This is a genomic window from Sneathiella sedimenti (genome assembly GCF_017313765.1).
Taxonomy (GTDB): domain Bacteria; phylum Pseudomonadota; class Alphaproteobacteria; order Sneathiellales; family Sneathiellaceae; genus Sneathiella; species Sneathiella sedimenti.
On record NZ_JAFLNC010000003.1, the window covers coordinates 300395 to 319109 of the forward strand.

An 18715-nucleotide genomic window follows, 5' to 3' on the forward strand; every position below is an offset into this window, starting at 1 on the left:
CGTTTTAAACTGGGAGGTGGACGCCTAGGCGTCCAGAAGCGTATTCATAGAATGTTTGAAGATGCATCTGGGAGCTCGTGCAGCCATTAGTTATGAGTGAACAAAAACACAGATAATTTAGCTTCTACGGACGCTTCAGCAAGCGACGCCTTGTTAAGTGTTCAAGATGTAAGCGTTCATTTCGGCGGCATCGTCGCGTTGGACGGAGTGTCTTTTGATATTCCCTCTGGCCAAATTGTCGGGTTGATTGGACCAAATGGGGCCGGGAAAACGACCCTGTTTAATTGCATAAGTCGTCTCTATGACGTGAATTGGGGCGACATCCTCTTTAACGGGGAATCCATACTGAAAAGCCCCGTACACAGGATGAGTGAGATCGGGCTTGGCCGGACTTTTCAAAACCTTGCTCTTTTCTCCAATCTAAGCGTTCTCGATAACATTATGATTGGCGGACATTCGACGGCAAAGTCGGACTATATAAGCAACGCCCTGCACTTACCCTGGATAAAACGGGAAGAGAAGGAGCTTCGTAAACGGGCATTTGAGATGCTGCGGTTTATGGAGCTGGAAGATACGGCGTTGCAGCGGATTGGCGGTCTGTCGTTCGGTATACAAAAGCGCCTTGAAATTGCCCGTGCATTGTTAAGTCGTCCGAAGCTCCTGTTGATGGATGAGCCCGCAGGCGGCCTTAACCACAATGAGTTGTCTCTTCTTGTGGATACTATCCGTCGTATTCGAGATGAGTTCGGCACGACGGTTCTTTTGGTGGAGCACCATATGGGCGTGGTCATGGAAGTTTCCGAGAAAGTTGTAGCTCTCAACTTTGGTCGTAAACTTGCGGAAGGGCCACCCGCTGAAATCCAGCAACATCCTGATGTTATTGAAGCGTATCTGGGGACAGGCAAGAAATGAGTCATTTGCTTGAAGTAAAGGGCCTTGAAGCGTCATACGGCCCGACGAAAGTTCTGCATGGGCTGGATTTCAGTCTTGAGCGGGGCGGCGTTACAACAATTCTCGGCGCAAACGGCGCCGGAAAAACAACGACTTTGCGCGCAATTAGCGGGATGGTCACGCGAAAAGGAAAGATTGAGCTGGATGGCACTGAGCTTGTCGCCCTGCAAACCGCGGATATTACGAGAAAAGGGATTGCTCATGTCCCGGAAGGGCGCGGCACCTTTGTCAGAATGTCGGCCGAAGACAATTTGCGTCTTGGTGCCTACAGCCGGAGCGACAGGGCGGGTATCGCCGAGGATATAGAGCGGGTATATGGCTATTTCCCCATTCTAAAGCAACGGCGAAATCAACAGGCCGGCACACTGAGCGGCGGTGAAGCACAGATGTTGGCTGTCGGACGCGCCTTGATGCTGCGGCCGCAGTTGTTGTTGCTTGATGAACCCTCTTTCGGCCTTGCGCCTTTGATTGTTCAGGAACTCTTTGAAATCTTGAAACGGATCAATGCTGAGGAAAAGGTGAGCATGTTGCTGGTTGAGCAAAATGCGTCGCTCGCCCTTGATTTGGCGGATCACGCCTATTTGCTGGAAACGGGAAATATCGTCATTTCCGGCACCTCGGAGTCAATTCTTGAAAATGAGACCGTTCGTCGGTCCTACTTAGGGTATTAGGACGTTCCCATGGATCTTTTTCTACAGCAAATACTAACCGGTATCGCAAACGGCGCGATCTACGCATGCCTGGCATTGGCGGTTGTGATGATTTATCAGGCCATCGATCATTTCAATTTCGCACAGGGTGAAATGGCGATGTTCAGTACCTATATCTGCTGGGCGTTGATCGCTGGCGGAGTTCCCTACTGGCTAGCGTTTTTTGCAACGATTATCATTTCCTTCCTCGGCGGATTGGCAATTGAACGGATAATTTTCAAGCCACTGCATAGTGCGCCGGTTCTGAGCCACATCGTGGTCTTTATTGGCCTCGTCGCCATATTCAACAGTACGGCCGGGGCGATCTGGGATCACAATATCAAAACCTTTCCATCGCCCTTTCCCGAAGGCTCTTTCGGCGGCCTGATTGGGTTGCATGAAGTCGGCATGTTCTTTGTAACGTTGCTGCTGTTGCTCGCCATTTTCTGCTTTTTCCGCTTTACGCGGGTTGGAATGGCCATGCAGGCGGCGGCGGCGAATCCGGATTCAGCCGGTCTTGTCGGTATCCGGGTTGGCTGGATGCTGGCCCTGGGGTGGGGCTTGGCGGCAGCGATTGGCGCGGTGGCCGGCATGATGATCGCACCGATCGTCTTCCTCGAGCCGAATATGATGCTGGGCATTCTGTTGTACGGCTTTGCCGCTGCGATCGTTGGCGGAATATCAAGCCCGGGTGGCGCTGTTGCGGGCGGATTTCTGGTCGGGATCATTGAGAATTTGGCGGGGACATATATCCCGGCAATTGGAAGTGAATTGAAATTGACGGTCGCTCTGATCCTGATTGTAACCGTCCTGTTGTTCAAGCCAAACGGCTTGTTTGGTAAAACCATTGTGACCAGGGTGTAAAAATATGGCAACGGATGTAGAAACGCGTATGGATACGAATATGGAAGCCGCTGCAAAAATTCCCTTTAAGTGGGTCATCCCGTTCATTGTGATTGGCGCAATCCTGCCCTTTTTCCTTGGGGGGTATGCAACCTTCCAGGGCACCTTGATAATGATCTACGCCATTGCGATTTTGGGCCTGAACTTGTTGACGGGTTTTAATGGGCAGTTCTCGCTTGGTCATAGCGCCTTTTATGCAATTGGCGCCTATACAGCGGCCATTCTGGTCTATCATCTCGATTGGCCGGTTTATGCGGCCATCCCGGTAGGGGGCGTGGTTTGCTTCTTTGCCGGGTTCTTGTTTGGTTTGCCGGCGTTGCGCCTGGAAGGCCTTTATCTTGCCCTGGCAACCTTTGCTCTGGGCGTATCGATACCGCAAGTCCTGAAATCGTCGCATCTGGAAGGGTTGACCGGCGGGGTTCAGGGCTTGGATGTATTCCGCCCTGCAGTACCGGCCTTCCTGAAGGAGAACTTTGGGATCACTATGGACCAATGGTGGTACTTGATCGTCTTTGTGGTGATGCTGTTGTTGTTCTGGGTTGCCTGGAACCTGATCAACAGCCGGACAGGCCGCGCGATGATGGCAATCCGGGATAATCCTATTGCGGCTAAATCAATGGGCGTGAACTCTTCATTATATAAATCCCTTACCTTCGGTGTCAGCGCCTTCTATACGGGTATCGCTGGCGCAATGGCGGCAATCGTAATCGAGTTTGTCGCGCCGGACAGCTTTACTTTCCAGCTTTCGATCTTGCTGTTTATTGGCATGGTTGTTGGAGGAACCGGCTCAATCTGGGGGGCAATTTTTGGTGGCTTTTTCATACTGACAGTCCCGAATTTTGCGGAAGAAATTTCCACAGGTCTTTCCTACGCCATTTTTGGCGTTATCCTTATCCTAGTAATTTATGTCATGCCCTCAGGTTTTGCAGGGTTGGTAAATCTGCTAAGAGTTCGCATAAAAAATATGCTATAAACTCTTAGTTGTATGCGTGAAGAAATTTCGTATCGACACGATATGGTAATAATAAACAGGAGGTACTAATGAATACCGGGAGAAAATTAGCGATTACCTTCGCCGCCGTTGCCGCAATGGGCATGGCTGCGACGTCAGCATTAGCTGACAAGATGTACGGGCCGGGTGTGACCGATGATTCCATTAAAATCGGTAACACAATGCCTTATAGCGGCCCAGCGGCTGCATACGGCCAGATTGGCAAGGCGACAGCCGCCTATTTCGACAAGATTAATAAGGAAAATGGTGGCGTAAACGGTCGTAAGATCGAGTTTATTTCGCTGGATGACGGCTATAGCCCACCAAAAACGAAGGAACAGATCCGCAAGCTGGTTGAGCAGGATGAAGTATTGCTCATCTTCGAAAGCCTCGGAACGCCAACAAACTCGGCGATTCATAACTATATGAACAAGAAAGGTGTCCCGCAGTTGTTTGTCGCAACTGGCGCAACTAAATGGGGTGATCCGGAGAACTTCCCTTGGACAATGGGCTGGCAGCCAAGCTATCAGACAGAAGGTAAACTGTTTGGTGCCTATATCATGGAGAATGTGAAAGACCCGAAGGTCGCCATTCTTTACCAGAATGATGACTACGGTAAAGATTACGTTCACGGGCTGAAAGAATATCTTGGCGACAAGGCTGATTCCATCATTGTAGCGGAGGAAAGCTTTGAAGTGACGGACCCGACGATCAATTCTCAGATGATCAAGCTGAAAGACAGCGGCGCCAACGTCTTTTTCAACGTTTCAACACCGAAGTTCGCGGCACAGGCTATTAAGAAATTCCGCGAATTGAACTGGGATGCCGTTTTCCTGAATAACTCTGTTTCCAATTCCGTCGGTGCTGTTTACAAGCCGGCGGGCCTTGAAAACTCTAAGGGTATCATTTCCCTGATGTACTACATGGATATTACCGATCCTAATAACTTCGAGACAGAAGGATACAAAAAGTGGTCGAAGTTCATGGATGAGTACTATCCGGATGGGGACAAAACCAGTGCCTTCACGGCCTATGGTTATCTTGTCGGCCAGACGATGGAACAGGTATTGAAGCAGGCAGGTGACAACCTGACACGTGAAAATATCATGAAGGAAGCTGCTAATCTGGATCTGGAACTGGATATGATGCTGCCAGGCATTAAAATTCAAACCAGCCCGACTGACTTCTTCCCGATTGAGGCAATGATGCCGGTTGAGTTTAATGGTGAGAAATTTAACTCTCTGGGCAAGGTTGTATCCGTAAACTAATCGGATATCTGATCTAAAAATAAAGGGCAGGGGAAGTCTGTTTCCTCTGCCCTTTTTGTATGACTATTTTAGCGGGCTGAGCACAATGCGGCCTTTGACTTTTCCGGCATGCAGGTCAGTGAGCGCGCTATTGGCTTCATCAAGCGGACGGACTTCATAGGGGATTGGAGCCACTTTCCCCGCCCGAACAAGGGCCATCATTTCATGCATTTCCTCTAGGGAGCCGACATAGGAGCCCTGGATCGTTCGCATCATAAGCGGCAGCATGGCAATGGAGAGGGGCATGGAATCCCCAAACAAGCCAACCGTTACCATATGACCGCCCTTTCTTAACCCGTTAAATCCAAAAAGAGCGGTCGCCGGAGCTCCCACAAAATCGATGGAACCTGCAGCGCCCCCGTTTGTTATTTCCTGAAGTTTTGCGAGCGCCGCCTCCGGGTCACTGTTATCAATAGTTTCATGTGCGCCCGATTGACGGGCGATAGAGCGCTTTGTCTCGTCAATGTCGGCAACAATGATTTTCGCCTTTACGACGCTCGAAGCAAAATGCACAGCGGAAAGACCGACCCCTCCGGCACCGATGATTACAAGGTGATCGTCTTCTCGGAGGTGGGAGAGCTTTTTTAGGGCGCTATAGGCCGTCAGCCCTGAGCAGGCATAAGTGCAGGCGAGTTCGGTCGGGACGCCGTCATAAGGAATCAGGTATTTCGGGTGGGGCGCAATTACCTCGTTCGCATATCCGCCATTGTAGCGCGTGCCCACTGTTTGCGGGGCCATACAGAGAAGCTCGTCCCCTGCCAGGCAGACATTGCATTTACCACAGCCGATCCAGGGAAAGACAATGCGCTTGTCACCGATCTCCACGCCTTCCGCATCCGGACCAAGTGCGGCGACTTCACCGACCACTTCATGCCCGAGGGTGAAGGGTAGTTTCATGCGCTGTAGGAGGTCCATTTTCTGTCCCCCTCCCAGATCGAAGAAACCCTCCCAAATATGCAAATCACTATGGCAAACGCCGCATGCCGCGACGTTCAGAAGTACTTCAGTTCCCTTTGGCTCTGGCGTCGGATAATCGCGCGCTTCGAGCGGCTCGCCGAACTGGATAATTTGTTGGCAGTGCATGGTAATTCTCCCCATTTATTTATTTTTAATTGGAGAAAAGATGCTAGCTCGTTTCGGGGACGACGGCCAGAATTTCTATGCCTGATTGTTGCGCCTGTCCGCCGTTTGCTAGGACTGCAGGCGGTTGCTGAAAAGATAACGCCCATCGCGCAACTCTGAGAAGAAGTCCTTCACGGCCGGATGCGAAATCGGCTTTCCGCTGTCGTCAATTAAGAGGTTCTGCTCAGATACATAGGCTTCATAGGTTGTTTCGGCGTTCTCTGCAAACAGGTGATAGAACGGTTGGTCTTTCTTCGGCCGAACCTCTTCCGGGATGGATTGCCACCATTCCTCGCTGTTATTGAAGGTGGGGTCGACGTCGTAAATGACCCCGCGGAATGGATAAACCCGATGCTTTACGATTTGTCCAATCGCAAACTTGGCTGCCCTGACTTGTGAATCCTTGCTCATGACGTGTCATAATAGTGGAGTTTACTTTATGGGCAAGCCTTGAACAGGGAGAATTCATTCCGGAATGAAATATATAAGCGCCTTCCTGTTTATACGATACGGCTTTTCTTATCCCCCCAATAGCGATCCCTGAGCAACCGTTTGTACAATTTGCCAGTGGGAAGGCGTGGAAGCTGTTCCTCGAAATCAAAAGAGCGCGGGCATTTCTGGGGGGAGAGATGCTCTTGGCAGTAGGCGTCCAGCTCAAGCGCCAGATCCTCGCCCGGAATGATGCCGGGCATGGGTTGCACAACGGCCTTTACCTCTTCCCCAAAATCTTCATTAGGGACGCCGAAAACCGCGGCATCCGCGATCTTAGGATGGGTGATTAGCAAATTTTCGCATTCCTGCGGATAGATATTCACGCCACCGGAGACGATCATGAAGGTCGCCCGGTCGGTGAGATAAAGAAATCCATCCTCATCGATATAGCCCATGTCGCCAACCGTACTCATGGTGCCATCCGGGGAAAGCGCCTCTTTGGTTCGCTCCGGGTCGTTGAAATACTCAAATTGAGTTGCCGTCTTGAACCAGACGGTTCCAGGCGTTCCGACCGGACATGGATTCATTTCTTCATCCAGAATGTGGAGGTCTCCGAGGAGCACTTTGCCGACAGAACCAGGGTGAGCAAGCCATTCCGCACTGTTGCATGCTGTAAAGCCAAGGCCTTCAGTGGCGCCATAATATTCATGAATTATCGGTCCCCACCAGTCAATCATGTCCTTTTTTACCTGGACAGGGCAGGGGGCCGCGGCATGAATGGCGATTTCCAGAGAAGAAAGGTCGGCCCGCTGCCGCACTACTTTTGGAAGTTTAAGCATGCGGGAAAACATGGTGGGAACAAGTTGGCTGTGCGTTACCTGATATTTCTCGACTAACCGGAGATATTGTTCAGGATCAAATTTTTCCATGATGATCACGGTTCCGCCAAAACGGATCGCGAAATTGCAGGCGGCCTGCGGCGCGGAGTGGTACAAGGGCGCCGGGGACAGATACACCATATCCTCGCGATACTGCCACAGCTTCTGGAGGAATGTATAAAGCGGAATTTGTTCGAGAGGATGGCTATCGGGCATCGGGCGGAGAATGCCTTTTGGTTGTCCTGTTGTGCCCGATGAATAAAGCATGGACAAACCAAGCCGTTCATTCTCCAGTGGTGTCGCGGGGCAGTCTTTAACTGCCTCCTGAAGATTAACAAACTGATCATCGGATTCGCCATCAACAACAATTCCCATCAGGACATTTGGGCAGGATTTCAACGCTTCTCGCGCGACTTCCTTTTTTGCTTCCGATGTGATGAGTATTTTTGATTCGCTGTTATTAAGAATATAGGTCAGTTCTTCCGGCGTCAGGTAGGAATTGACGCAGGTGTAATACAGGCCCGCCCGTTCCCCAGACCCACAGCTTTCAAAATACCACGCGTTGTTTTCCATGAAGATCGCGTAATGATCGCCGTGAGAGAGTCCTTTTTGCTGCAGGAAATGGGCGAGTTTATTCGTCCTTTCCTCATACTCCTGATAGGTGACGATTTCCCCGGAAGAGGCCATAATAAAGGCCGGTCTATTAGGGTGTTGGGTCGCAAACTTCCCTGGATACATGCCGCGTTCCTCCCTTTTTTTTCTTCCTTTTTATGGAAGATATTTTAAGAAAAAGGATAGGTTGCACAGGCTTTAACTGCAACATTTATATAGCGTTATTTTCTGCGGTTTTGTCTGCACTTGTCATAATTTCTACATATTCTTCGTCTCAATTTGTAGATCGAAAAATTAACGAATTCAGGCTAAAAATATTTCACGTATCCAATGGATATATTAATTGTTTTCCGGCCCTAGACTGTTTATTAGGCGGATATTAGTCATTTAGGAACGAACTGATGGTTATGTTCAATAAGCCATATTTAACTGGCAATGAGTCAGCTTATATCCAACAAGCTTTGTTTAGCGGCCATCTTTCTGGTGACGGCTCATTTTCAAAACAATGTCACACTTGGCTTGAAAACCAGACAGGCGCCTCGAAGGTGCTTCTAACGCATTCCTGTACAGGGGCATTGGATATCGCCGCGTTACTCTCAGGCGTTGGGCATGGTGACGAGGTTATCATGCCGTCATTCACGTTCGTTTCGACCGCAAATGCGTTTGCTTTGCGCGGGGCGACGCCTGTATTTGTTGATATCCGCCCGGATACGCAAAATATAGACGAGACGCTCATTGAAGCCGCGATTACCGAGAAAACGAAAGCTATTGTTCCGGTCCATTATGCAGGCGTAAGTTGCGAAATGGATGTCGTTATGGATATTGCGAAGCGACATAACCTCCTCGTTATAGAAGACGCCGCACAGGGCATCATGGCCAGCTATAAAGGGCGCGCCCTTGGTGCAATCGGCGATATTGGGGCTCTTTCATTTCACGAAACCAAGAATATAACCTCCGGTGAAGGAGGGGCGTTGTTATTGCGCGATAGCCGTTTTTCTGAAATGGCAGAAATCATTCGTGAGAAAGGGACAAACCGGCAGCAGTTTTTCCGCGGCCAGGTAGACAAATATACTTGGAGCGATATTGGCTCTTCCTTCCTTGTTAGTGATATGGCCGCCGCGTTCTTGATCGCGCAGCTGGAGCAGGCAGAAATTATCACAGATTTACGACTTAAAATTTGGAAGCGCTATTTCGATGCCTTCCAGGAGTTGCTGGAAAGAGAGCTGATCGGATTACCAACTGTGCCGCAGACATGTAATCATAACGCTCATATGTTTTATTTGATGTTGCCGGACCTGGAACGTCGCACAGCCTTCATTTCCTATATGGCGGCTCGCGACATTCATACCTATTTTCATTATGTTCCGCTGCATAATTCCCCGGTTGGCAAGAAGATCGGGCGATCACATGGGGATATGCATCATACGGAAAGTACCTCTGACAGACTTGTGAGGTTACCGCTCTATGCGGGTTTAACCGAAGAAGAACAAGAAAATGTAATTTCTGCGGTTTATTCTTTTTTCGGATCCTGAATAATTTGCGAGAGGATTGATCAAAAACAATCCTCTCGCAAATTGCGCGTCTTTTCACGAGTTATGTTTTGACGTCAGTCTCGCAAAATCTTCAATCAGTTTTTCTTCTGTCAAGAATGCGATATCCGGATGACACGGAATGTTGACAAGACGGCGGTAAATATCTGTACAGTTCGGAGTCTCCGCGAGCGGGAGATAGTATTTTGCGAGCATCAGATGTTGCGCCGCATCCACGTCTGCCTGTCGGACAGGATTTTCAGCACAGAACGGCAGACTGGTTGCCGGGGTCAGTTTGTCGAATGTGTAAAGCGGTCGCAGTCCCACCTTTGAAGCAATTTCGGTCACTCTTGCTGTTTGCTCAAGATAGAGAGGTTTCCACTCATCGACGCGGCTTAACCGGTCAATTTGAAACGCGCAGGCAATGTCTGACACTTTCCCGTTATTGATCCAGTGCTTCTTTTCGGTCGCACTGATGGGCCCGTAGTTCAAAAGATTGTAAATTGACTCCATTTCGTCCCTTGGCGACAGAACCAATCCTCCTTCACCGGCGCCGTAAGGCTTCGTGTGATGCAGGCTGAAGCTTTGATACGGCCAGTCAGGAAGCTTTTCATTGAGCCCCGCCGCATTGTCGATCACCATGAATTTTTTATGTTTCCTGGCGAATTTGATAAATGGATCAAAATCGTGCCATGCGCCGAAAGGGTTGGTGAGGATGAAGCCATCAAAGTTGGCCATGCCAAATTCTTCAAGCGACGCCAGACTCAGTATTCCCTCCTCCGTGCAATCAACAAAGTGCATATCGTTGAAATAGCCACGTCCCAGATTGTTGAAGCTGAAAGAACTGCCGACCCAGCGGATCGGTTTGTCAAATTTGATTTCGAGAAATCTCGCCAATGCTTCCAGACCGATACCCCCATTTGCACATGGCGTTATGGCAAGATCGGCAGAAAGATTAAAATGCTTATTATACTTGTCTGCGAGCAGGTGATAAAGCGGCCCTCGGTTCGCCCACATATTGGTTTTTATGCACTGCTCGAGAAGCTTCTCAACATAAGCCATGTCCGGCCGTTTGTTCTCTACAAATGGCATTTTTGCATTGTTATCAGATAATTTCACAATCATATGGCCTTAAATTCGGAATATTTTCGATACTTGGATGAATGTTCAACTTTTACGTAATTTTATCATAAACGATAAAAGTTGAATTTTCTGTTTACCAATCAAAAAAAGCGATTACGGGAGATGCTACTATTAGTATAGTGCGTGAAACCATATGCAATTAAAATAATGTACTGCGAACCAACTCTATGAACCGGGCATTCTGTGCAAATGGAAAAATAGTCTATCATTTCATAGAGGGAGCCGCCAATATAACAAAATTGCAAAAAATAACAATCGGACGGAGAAGCCGCAATGAGCAATGATTCCGTTGACTCGAAGAGTAGTGGAATAAAGAGCGGTGATCTTTTCTTAATCGGCGCTGTTCTTGCGTGGGGTATTAATTTCCCGATCGCGAAATATGCCTTGGATTTCATGGATCCGATTACTTTTTCGGCCACACGTTATCTTGCGGCAAGTCTTCTTCTATTTGGAATTCTCCTTTTCAAAAATGCAGCAATTCGAATTTCGGTCAAAGAGGCGGGGATGCTTGTCATCATTGGCTTGTTGAGCGTCGCCCTGTTTCAGGGCGGATGGGCGTACGGTCTCAGTCTGACATCCGCATCAAAAGCCTCCGTCTTGATCACGACGTCGCCCATTTTTGGGGCTTTGATTGCCGCAACGATGGGGAACCGACCCAGTACCAAAGCTTGGATCGGCATACTTCTGTCCTTCCTCGGTGTCGCTGTCGTAATTAATAACAGCCTGACAGAAATTACATTTAGTGCCGGCACGATAGTTGGGGACATGCTGATTGTCGGCGCATCGATGATGTGGGCGCTTTATACATATGTCTCCGGTCCCCTTGTCGCCAAGCGCGGGCCTCTGCTGGTAACTGCCTGGGCGACGTTATTCGGATCAATAATATTGAACCTGATCGGGAGTCCCAACCTTATCGAGCAGAACTGGGCTGGTATTTCGACGCTGGGCTGGCTGAGCTGGGCGTCTACCGCTATTTTCGGTGCCGCTCTCGCTTTCGTCTGGTATTGTGCAGGAATAGCTCGCCTCGGCATTACCAAGGGGATGGTGTACAGCTTTTTCATCCCCGTTGTCGCCATCTTGAGCTCTGTTATCCTGCTCGATGAAGTGATTACAATAATTCAGATATTTGGCGCCGCAATTGTGCTGTTGGGGGTTAAGCTGACCCGGTCCGACTAATCTCCGCTTGCTGCCATCATCCAGCTATTGAGGGCGGTAATCTGTTTTTTCGTCATGCCGATCCCAATTTTGCTTCTACGCCACAGGATATCATCGGCCGTTCTCGCCCATTCATGGTCCATCAGATATCGCACCTCTTTCTCGAACAGGCCGCAGCCGAAATCGGTGCCCAGATCGGCGATACTTGACGCTTTTTCCAAGAGGTCAAACAGGCGTGTGCCATAAGCGCGTAACATGCGTTCTGATTGGCCGCGCTCCAGGAATGGGTAGCTATCACGAACTTTCGAGAGGAGGTCCGGAAATCCGTCCATGGGAAAATCACCGCCTGGGAGCGGTGCTTTCAGGGTCCAGTCCCCGCTTTTTCGCCCAAGCTTCTGCTCCGCTAATTCGAGGACTGCTTCCGCAAGGCGGCGATAAGTGGTTATTTTGCCGCCAAATATATTCAGAAGGGGCGCGGTTTCCTCATCCGATTGCCATTGCAAGACATAATCGCGGGTCGCTTCCTGCGCTTTGGTAGCGCCATCGTCGAAAAGCGGCCTCACGGCAGAATAAGTCCAGACAACGTCTTTCTGTTGAACCGGCTTCTCAAAATACTCACTCGCCGCGCCACAGAGGTAGGAAATTTCCGCGTCACTGATCTCTACATTCTCAGGATCCCCGTCATAATCCTGGTCAGTCGTTCCAACTAATGTGTAGTCGTTCTCATAAGGAATGGCGAAAATGATGCGGTCGTCCGCGTTCTGGAATATGTAACATCTGTCATGCTCATAAAGTTTCGGGACAACAATATGACTCCCCTGAACCAGGCGAACGTTGGGAGAGGTCGGTGAGTGGGATGCGGCCTGAATAATGTTGTCGACCCAGGGGCCCGCGGCATTAATGATCATTCGCGCTGATCTGGTTGTGGTTTGGCCGCTCGCTGTATCCTGTGTTGTGACATGCCAGAGCCCGTCCTTATGGGCGGCAGCAATACATTTTGTGCGTGTTTCAATGATCGCGCCGCGAGCGGCGGCATCCATCGCATTCAGGACAACCAGGCGTGAATCGTTCACCCAGCAGTCGGAATATTCGAAACCATTTGAAAATTCCTCCTTTAACGGATTCCCGGGAATATCTTTATGGAGATTGAGCGATTTTGACGCGGGCAGCTTCTTCCTGCCACCAAGATGGTCATAAAAAAATAACCCGAGCCTTAGAAGCCAGGCGGGCCTCAGGCCCTTGTGATGAGGCAAAATAAAACGCAGAGGCCAGATAATATGTGGCGCATTGGCCCAAAGTATCTCTCTCTCCTGAAGAGCCTTTCGGACCAGTCGGAACTCATAATGCTCCAGATAGCGGAGGCCGCCATGAATGAGTTTTGTCGATCCTGAAGAGGTGCCGCTGGCAAGGTCATTCATTTCGCAAAGGGCGACGGAGTAACCTCGGCCTGCCGCATCGCGGGCTACTCCGCAGCCATTAATGCCTCCGCCGATTACGAAAATGTCAAAATCTGCCGTCATAATCCAAAGCTTTCCCGAACTGCAATTTTGCAACTTTACCGCCAACAGCGAAGATTTATATCGTATAAATGAAAATAAAAGGAAAATATTTTCCTGAAGTTATTTTCGTTTTATGAAAGCTAGGGGGCAACCTCGATGACCCGGACATCCCCGTCGGCACATATGCGACGGATTGATGGCTTGGTTACGCGGTCGGTTACCAGCGTGTCGACCTGCGCCATTTGTGCGATTACGACTGGGGCCCGTCGGTCAAATTTAGTGGAATCAGCGACAAGTACGACATGGCGGGCGTTAGAGATGATCGCCTGGGCAACCTTGACTTCGCGAAAATCAAAATCAAGCAGCGAGCCGTCCGGATCAATCGCCGACGTGCCAATGACGGCATAATCGACACGAAACTGATTGATGAAATCTATGGCGGCTTCGCCGACAATGCCCCCGTCGGACGGGCGAACAACGCCACCCGCGATGGCTACCTCGAACGATGGATACAGGCGTAAGCTGTTGGCTACGTTGATATTATTTGTTACCACCATCAGCCTTGTGTGATTAACCAGGGCTTGCCCCACGGCCTCTGTTGTGGTTCCGATATTAATGAAAAGAGAAGAATGATCGGGAATTAGCTTGGCCGTCGCTTCCCCGATGGCGGCCTTTTCTTTCGCTGCAATTTGCCGCCTAGATTCATACTCGACATTTTCCCGGGCTTCCGGAAAGACGGCGCCGCCGTGGAGCCGGACCAGGATATTATTGGAACATAGGCTGTTCAGATCCATTCGAATGGTTTGGGGGGTGATGTTGAAATGCGCCGCCAGTTCATCGACCTGCACGCGTCCCTGTGTTTTTGCTAGCTCGACAATTTCGGCCTGACGGGTGGTCAAATGCATTTATTATTCTCCTCTTTTCTGGCGAGTATACTGACTTTAGTGCGCCAGTTGGAAAGAAAAATATTCTCGATTGGTATTGAATTCCGATTACTCGACGCGGATTAGTTGCGTCGTTCTGACGAGTGGCGTATTCATCTTTTGGAGCGTCGCTTCCAAGTAAGACAAGCGAGCAGGCGTTCGGGAGAATAAGAAGGTGACAATAAGATTTCCGGAACATCTAGAGCCAAATCAGTATGAATGATCTCTTGGCAGGATTGCAATCGGCATTCGGGTTGATAATTCATCTGGATCACGATCTGGTTGAAATTTCCCTCAGGTCCTTACAGGTGACCTTGTCGGCCGTTTTCATATCCGCGGCTATTGGGTTGCCGTTTGGGGCGTGGCTCTCCGTGACCCGTTTCAGGTACCGTCGGTTCGCGATCGCCTTGTTGAACGCCTTGATGGGGCTTCCACCTGTTGTCGTCGGATTATTCGTGTATATCCTGCTCTCTCGCTCCGGTCCGTTCGGGGTTCTTGATCTTCTGTTTACACCAACTGCAATGATAATTGCCCAGGTGATCATAGTGACACCTATCATTGCATCCATTGCTCATCAATCGATGCGTGAACTGTGGTTTCTCTATCATGATCTGCTCATCTCAATCAAAACGACAAAATGGCAGCGCATGCAGGCATTACTTTGGGATGGTCGACGCAGCCTTCTGACCGCGACGCTTACCGGGTTCGGACGCGGGATCGGGGAGATCGGGGCAATCATGATTGTCGGGGGTAATATTGATCATCTCACCCGGGTCCTGACGACAGCAATCGCGCTTGAGGTTGGAAAGGGAGACTTTCCCCTCGCGCTCGGGCTTGGCATCATTCTGATTTCCATCGCGATCCTGATAAATCTCTCGATCCATGTTCTCTCCCGAACTGAACGGGAGGGGACATGGTAGAGACTATTCTGCCCGTAGAACTGCAGAACGCCATTGTACGAAAGGGGACAAAGGACATAATTGGCCCCCTCAACCTGACTTTCGGGGGAAAGGGCTGCAGTATAGTTATCGGGCCCAATGGCGCCGGAAAAACCACTTTGCTGCGGTTGCTGCATGGTCTGGAGCGGACGACGAGCGGCACGGTTAGGTGGGCAGCAAGAAAAGGCGACACTTATAGCCGACAATCCTTCGTCTTTCAGGCACCTGTTGTCTTGCGTCGCTCGGGTATAGAGAATATTGCCTATCCGCTTTATGTCCGGGGTGTTGTAAAAAAGGCCGCGCGCGCCGAGGCGGAAAAATGGATTGGCGATATTGGTCTTCGCGATGTGGGGAATAACGATGCATCGGTATTATCCGGTGGGGAAAAGCAGAAGCTGGCCATGGCCCGGGCGCTTATCACCAAACCGGAGGTATTATTTCTTGATGAGCCAACCGCAAATCTTGATGGAGCGGCGACCCTGGAGATTGAAGGGCTGATCCGTGCTGCAGTTGAGGCAGGGACGCGCGTCATTATGGCAACCCATGATTTTGGTCAGGCACGGCGCCTCGCAACAGAAATTTTGTTTATGTATCATGGAAAGGTTCATGAACGCGCCACCGCAGATACCTTCTTCGACGATCCGCAATCGGAAGAAGCAAGAAAATTTTTAAGGGGAGATCTTTTGGTATGAAATTCAGGTTCTGTTTCGCGGCGTTCGCTCTGTTGGCGCTGGCCAACGCAAACGCATTTGCCGATGACATGAAAATGGCCGTGACAACGTCGTTTCATAACTCCGGCCTGTCGAACATCCTGATCCCCGCGATCAAGAAAGATACAGGGATAGACGTGTATTTACTCGTGGTCGGAACCGGGCAGGCGCTCAAGCTCGGGCGCGCCGGGGACGTGGATGCGGTACTTGTTCATTCGCGGTGGGCGGAAGAGGAATTTGTGAGGGAGGGATATGGGACGCATCGGCGGGAGATTATGTACAATGATTTTGTTCTGATCGGCCCCAGGTCAGATGAAGCCGGCATTGCGAATGCCAAGTCGGCGGCCGAGGCCCTCACGGCGATTGCAGACAGGAACGCGATATTTGTGAGCCGTGGTGATGATAGCGGCACTCATCGCAAGGAGCGGGCTCTTTGGACGGCGGCGGGGTTGGATCCTGAGAAGTTTAAGGGGACCTGGTATCGGGCCAGTGGTTCCGGGATGGGCGCAACGCTCAATACCGCGAGCGGAATGAATGGTTATGTTTTTGCGGATCGGGCAAGCTGGCTCAACTTCAAGAACAAGGGAGATCTAGTCTTGTTGTTCTCCGGCGATCCTGTTCTTTTCAATCAATATGCTTACCTGCCGGTCAATCCGCAGAAGCATCCCCATGTAAAAAAGGAACTGGCGACAAAGCTGGAACAATGGCTGGTTAGCCCAAAAGCGCAAAAAATGATCGGCGATTACGAGATTGCCGGGGAACGGCTCTTCACGCCAAACGCCGGTACCCTGGATAGCGACAGCTAAACACCAAGAGTGTGGGCCATAACCTCGAGATGGTCCTGCCCATAAAACATATCGCCATCAACAAAATAGGTGGGGGAGCCAAAGAGCGACTGTTTTATGGCTTCCTCGGTATTCTGTTGATAGATTCTTCGCACGTCATCCGATGTCGCCGCCTTTAGTAGCGGTTCCGCATCGACGTCGGCTCTTTCCCCTATTTTTCGAAGGTCATCAGGATCATCCAGGTCGAAATCTTCGGCCCAATGCGCGCGCAGCATCTCGTGGGAGAGTCTGTCGATGTTAAGTCCCTGAACCAATCCGGCGATAAGCATACAGTTGGAAAGCGTGATGTCGTGATGGTGATGGGTTGGTGTCCCTTTCAGGACCGGGATGCCCCTAAACTCTGCCCAGCGTATGATTTCTCTTCCAAAAAAATAATTATTATGGGCGTCGGACCGATTTCCGAACGCCGGTGCTCCTGAGGCTTCTATAAGTTTGCGCAAATCAAAAGGGCGATGGTCAATCCTGCGTTTTGCGGCTTTGGCGATCCGCAACAATTCAGCATGCCCGAGGTAGGCATAGGCAGAGTAACCAGCATAGTAGTATTCTATTGTCGACATTGTGGTTTCCCTTATCAGCTTTATTTTATCGAATAGCTGGTTAATGTACGCCGAACTGCATCCTGCCATTTGGCATAGGCGGCGTCCCGTTCCTGGGGGGCGATTGTCGGCGAAAAGCGCTTGTCCCGATGCCAACTTTCGGAAAACTCGTCGATAGGGGGGTAAAAACCTGTCTGCAGGCCTGCAAGATAGGCGGCGCCAAGCGCGGTGGTTTCTGTTGTCGCGGGACGATCGACTGGTGCGCCCAAGATATCGGCGAGACGCTGCATCGTCCATTCTGAGGCAACCATTCCGCCATCGACCCGCAATACAGTTTCATGGTTATCTGTGAAATCGTCATGCATGGCCGTGAGCAGGTCACGCGTTTGAAAGCAGACGCTCTCCAGTGCGGCACGCGCGAATTCCTTCGGACCGGCGGCGCGGGTCAGCCCGAATATGGCGCCCCGGCAATCCGCATCCCAATAGGGCGCGCCAATCCCGACAAAAGCCGGCACTATAATAACCTGCTGACCGGGATCCGCATGTTCCGCGAGTTCACCTGATTGGGAAGCATTTTCGATGATGCCCAGACCGTCACGCAGCCATTGCACCGCGGCACCAGCAACGAAGATAGAGCCCTCTAGTGCATAGGTTGGCTTCCCATTCAGTTGATAGGCTATCGTCGTTAAAAGCTTGTTGTTGGATTTGACAGGTGTTTCTCCCGTGTTCAGCAGGGCGAAGCATCCGGTCCCATAGGTTGACTTCATCATGCCGGGCTTGAAACAGGCCTGACCCACGGTCGCCGCCTGCTGATCCCCGGCGATCGCCGCGATTTTGGTTGACCCACCCAGAATATCAGGGTCCAGCATCCCAAAGTCTGCGGCGCAATCCCGGACATCCGGCAAAAGGGATTTAGGAATATTAAGAATGTCCAGAAGTTCGTCGGACCATTCACCTAGGTGAATGTCGTAGATTAATGTACGGCTGGCGTTGGTTGCGTCGGTCGCATGAACCTTGCCACCTGTCAGCCGCCAGAGAAGAAAGCTATCGATCGTCCCGAACGCGAGCCGGCCTTTTTCCGCGGCCTCGCGCGCGCCCGCTACATTGTCGAGAAGCCAGGCGATCTTCGTGCCGGAGAAATAGGGATCGAGCAGCAGGCCGGTTTTCTCTGTGAAGGATGGCTCCAATCCTTCTTGCTTCAATTTGCTACAGAAATCCGCCGTTCGCCGGTCCTGCCAGACAATGGCGTTATGAATTGGCTTGCCGGTTTCGCGGTCCCAGACCACGGTAGTTTCTCGCTGGTTGGTGATACCTATGCCCGCAACCTTGCTGATTGTTACCTCTGCCTTAGCCAGCGCTTCCTTTGCCGTCGCAACGGTGGTACTCCAGATTTCCTCCGGGTCATGCTCAACCCACCCCGACGCTGGAAAATGTTGCTTAAATTCCTGCTGGCCGATGGCAACGGGTCGGTAATCTTTATCGAAGAGGATGGCCCGGCTCGATGTCGTGCCCTGATCAATGGCGAGGATATATCCTGTCATCTTGTGATTCG

At 50.7% G+C, this 18715-nt stretch carries 18 protein-coding genes; 10 read left to right on the top strand and 8 right to left on the bottom strand.

The window, feature by feature from the left end; translation table 11 throughout:
* Window positions 1-150: 150 nt before the first annotated feature.
* The 5 genes from J0X12_RS10765 to J0X12_RS10785 all read left to right on the top strand — a co-directional run bounded on the left by J0X12_RS10765 (window position 151) and on the right by J0X12_RS10785 (window position 4802).
* Window positions 151-912 carry an ABC transporter ATP-binding protein gene (locus J0X12_RS10765; RefSeq protein WP_207045495.1) on the top strand — a complete coding sequence of 254 codons (762 nt, stop codon included), beginning with the start codon at window positions 151-153 and terminating at the stop codon, window positions 910-912.
* On the top strand, window positions 909-1622 hold the full coding sequence (locus tag J0X12_RS10770; RefSeq protein WP_207045497.1) for an ABC transporter ATP-binding protein: 714 nt from the start codon (window positions 909-911) through the stop codon (window positions 1620-1622). The genes J0X12_RS10765 and J0X12_RS10770 overlap by 4 nt, the downstream gene beginning before the upstream one ends.
* A 9-nt stretch (window positions 1623-1631) precedes the next feature.
* Window positions 1632-2504 carry a branched-chain amino acid ABC transporter permease gene (locus J0X12_RS10775; RefSeq protein ID WP_207045499.1) on the top strand — a complete coding sequence of 291 codons (873 nt, stop codon included), beginning with the start codon at window positions 1632-1634 and terminating at the stop codon, window positions 2502-2504.
* A gap of 4 nt (window positions 2505-2508) precedes the next feature.
* The gene (locus J0X12_RS10780) at window positions 2509-3516 is read left to right on the top strand and encodes a branched-chain amino acid ABC transporter permease (protein WP_207045501.1); all 1008 of its coding nucleotides are present in this window, start codon (window positions 2509-2511) and stop codon (window positions 3514-3516) included.
* A 68-nt stretch (window positions 3517-3584) separates the two neighbouring features.
* Window positions 3585-4802 (top strand): ABC transporter substrate-binding protein, encoded by a 1218-nt coding sequence (locus J0X12_RS10785; RefSeq protein ID WP_207045503.1) that lies wholly within the window; start codon window positions 3585-3587, stop codon window positions 4800-4802.
* 63 nt (window positions 4803-4865) lie between these two features.
* Here the strand turns inward: J0X12_RS10785 and J0X12_RS10790 are convergent, their stop codons facing one another.
* The 3 genes from J0X12_RS10790 to J0X12_RS10800 all read right to left on the bottom strand — a co-directional run bounded on the left by J0X12_RS10790 (window position 4866) and on the right by J0X12_RS10800 (window position 8011).
* On the bottom strand, window positions 4866-5924 hold the full coding sequence (locus tag J0X12_RS10790; RefSeq protein ID WP_207045505.1) for an alcohol dehydrogenase: 1059 nt from the start codon (window positions 5922-5924) through the stop codon (window positions 4866-4868).
* Between the two features lie 108 nt (window positions 5925-6032).
* Complete coding sequence (gene hspQ / locus J0X12_RS10795) at window positions 6033-6374, bottom strand: heat shock protein HspQ (RefSeq protein ID WP_207045514.1); 342 nt, start codon at window positions 6372-6374, stop codon at window positions 6033-6035.
* Between the two features lie 89 nt (window positions 6375-6463).
* Window positions 6464-8011 (bottom strand): AMP-binding protein, encoded by a 1548-nt coding sequence (locus tag J0X12_RS10800; protein ID WP_273543414.1) that lies wholly within the window; start codon window positions 8009-8011, stop codon window positions 6464-6466.
* A 275-nt stretch (window positions 8012-8286) separates the two neighbouring features.
* Here J0X12_RS10800 and rffA point away from each other — a divergent pair, with 275 nt between their 5' ends.
* Complete coding sequence (rffA, locus tag J0X12_RS10805) at window positions 8287-9417, top strand: dTDP-4-amino-4,6-dideoxygalactose transaminase (protein ID WP_207045518.1); 1131 nt, start codon at window positions 8287-8289, stop codon at window positions 9415-9417.
* A gap of 54 nt (window positions 9418-9471) precedes the next feature.
* Here rffA and J0X12_RS17415 read toward each other — a convergent pair whose 3' ends face one another.
* Entirely contained in the window at window positions 9472-10533 is a 1062-nt protein-coding gene (locus J0X12_RS17415) for a DegT/DnrJ/EryC1/StrS family aminotransferase (protein WP_207045521.1), read from the bottom strand.
* Window positions 10534-10830: 297 nt separating this feature from the next.
* Between J0X12_RS17415 and J0X12_RS10815 the strand changes: the two genes are divergently transcribed.
* Entirely contained in the window at window positions 10831-11733 is a 903-nt protein-coding gene (locus J0X12_RS10815) for a DMT family transporter (protein WP_207045523.1), read from the top strand.
* On the opposite strand, the gene glpD is transcribed toward J0X12_RS10815, so the two are convergent.
* Together glpD and J0X12_RS10825 are read right to left on the bottom strand one after the other, a co-directional pair.
* Window positions 11730-13232, bottom strand: coding sequence for a glycerol-3-phosphate dehydrogenase (glpD, locus tag J0X12_RS10820; RefSeq protein ID WP_207045525.1), 1503 nt, complete (start codon window positions 13230-13232; stop codon window positions 11730-11732). The genes J0X12_RS10815 and glpD overlap by 4 nt on opposite strands.
* Before the next feature lie 119 nt (window positions 13233-13351).
* Entirely contained in the window at window positions 13352-14116 is a 765-nt protein-coding gene (locus tag J0X12_RS10825; RefSeq protein WP_207045527.1) for a DeoR/GlpR family DNA-binding transcription regulator, read from the bottom strand.
* A 233-nt stretch (window positions 14117-14349) separates the two neighbouring features.
* Here J0X12_RS10825 and J0X12_RS10830 point away from each other — a divergent pair, with 233 nt between their 5' ends.
* Genes J0X12_RS10830 through J0X12_RS10840 form a run of 3 tightly spaced genes read left to right on the top strand, consistent with a single transcriptional unit; the run spans window position 14350 to window position 16588 of the window.
* Window positions 14350-15054 (top strand): ABC transporter permease, encoded by a 705-nt coding sequence (locus tag J0X12_RS10830; protein WP_207045529.1) that lies wholly within the window; start codon window positions 14350-14352, stop codon window positions 15052-15054.
* The gene (locus J0X12_RS10835; RefSeq protein WP_207045538.1) at window positions 15048-15764 is read left to right on the top strand and encodes an ATP-binding cassette domain-containing protein; all 717 of its coding nucleotides are present in this window, start codon (window positions 15048-15050) and stop codon (window positions 15762-15764) included. The genes J0X12_RS10830 and J0X12_RS10835 overlap by 7 nt, the downstream gene beginning before the upstream one ends.
* Window positions 15761-16588 carry an ABC transporter substrate-binding protein gene (locus J0X12_RS10840; protein WP_207045540.1) on the top strand — a complete coding sequence of 276 codons (828 nt, stop codon included), beginning with the start codon at window positions 15761-15763 and terminating at the stop codon, window positions 16586-16588. Before J0X12_RS10835 ends, J0X12_RS10840 begins: the two co-directional genes overlap by 4 nt.
* On the opposite strand, the gene J0X12_RS10845 is transcribed toward J0X12_RS10840, so the two are convergent.
* Together J0X12_RS10845 and glpK are read right to left on the bottom strand one after the other, a co-directional pair.
* Window positions 16585-17184 (bottom strand): 2-hydroxychromene-2-carboxylate isomerase, encoded by a 600-nt coding sequence (locus J0X12_RS10845; RefSeq protein WP_207045548.1) that lies wholly within the window; start codon window positions 17182-17184, stop codon window positions 16585-16587. The genes J0X12_RS10840 and J0X12_RS10845 overlap by 4 nt on opposite strands.
* Before the next feature lie 20 nt (window positions 17185-17204).
* Window positions 17205-18704, bottom strand: a complete 1500-nt coding sequence (gene glpK, locus J0X12_RS10850; protein WP_207045550.1) for a glycerol kinase GlpK — start codon at window positions 18702-18704, stop codon at window positions 17205-17207.
* Window positions 18705-18715 lie beyond the last annotated feature (11 nt).

Excerpts from the sequence above, each read along its gene's own strand:
- J0X12_RS10785 (WP_207045503.1), top strand. The coding sequence starts at position 3,585 with ATGAATACCGGGAGAAAATTAGCGATTACCTTCGCCGCCGTTGCCGCA.
- J0X12_RS10800 (WP_273543414.1), bottom strand. The coding sequence starts at position 8,011 with ATGTATCCAGGGAAGTTTGCGACCCAACACCCTAATAGACCGGCCTTT.
- J0X12_RS10780 (WP_207045501.1), top strand. The coding sequence starts at position 2,509 with ATGGCAACGGATGTAGAAACGCGTATGGATACGAATATGGAAGCCGCT.
- glpK (WP_207045550.1), bottom strand. The coding sequence starts at position 18,704 with ATGACAGGATATATCCTCGCCATTGATCAGGGCACGACATCGAGCCGG.
- J0X12_RS10830 (WP_207045529.1), top strand. The coding sequence starts at position 14,350 with ATGAATGATCTCTTGGCAGGATTGCAATCGGCATTCGGGTTGATAATT.
- J0X12_RS10790 (WP_207045505.1), bottom strand. The coding sequence starts at position 5,924 with ATGCACTGCCAACAAATTATCCAGTTCGGCGAGCCGCTCGAAGCGCGC.
- glpD (WP_207045525.1), bottom strand. The coding sequence starts at position 13,232 with ATGACGGCAGATTTTGACATTTTCGTAATCGGCGGAGGCATTAATGGC.
- rffA (WP_207045518.1), top strand. The coding sequence starts at position 8,287 with ATGGTTATGTTCAATAAGCCATATTTAACTGGCAATGAGTCAGCTTAT.
- J0X12_RS10775 (WP_207045499.1), top strand. The coding sequence starts at position 1,632 with ATGGATCTTTTTCTACAGCAAATACTAACCGGTATCGCAAACGGCGCG.
- J0X12_RS10770 (WP_207045497.1), top strand. The coding sequence starts at position 909 with ATGAGTCATTTGCTTGAAGTAAAGGGCCTTGAAGCGTCATACGGCCCG.
- hspQ (WP_207045514.1), bottom strand. The coding sequence starts at position 6,374 with ATGAGCAAGGATTCACAAGTCAGGGCAGCCAAGTTTGCGATTGGACAA.
- J0X12_RS10845 (WP_207045548.1), bottom strand. The coding sequence starts at position 17,184 with ATGTCGACAATAGAATACTACTATGCTGGTTACTCTGCCTATGCCTAC.
- J0X12_RS10835 (WP_207045538.1), top strand. The coding sequence starts at position 15,048 with ATGGTAGAGACTATTCTGCCCGTAGAACTGCAGAACGCCATTGTACGA.
- J0X12_RS10825 (WP_207045527.1), bottom strand. The coding sequence starts at position 14,116 with ATGCATTTGACCACCCGTCAGGCCGAAATTGTCGAGCTAGCAAAAACA.
- J0X12_RS10840 (WP_207045540.1), top strand. The coding sequence starts at position 15,761 with ATGAAATTCAGGTTCTGTTTCGCGGCGTTCGCTCTGTTGGCGCTGGCC.
- J0X12_RS10815 (WP_207045523.1), top strand. The coding sequence starts at position 10,831 with ATGAGCAATGATTCCGTTGACTCGAAGAGTAGTGGAATAAAGAGCGGT.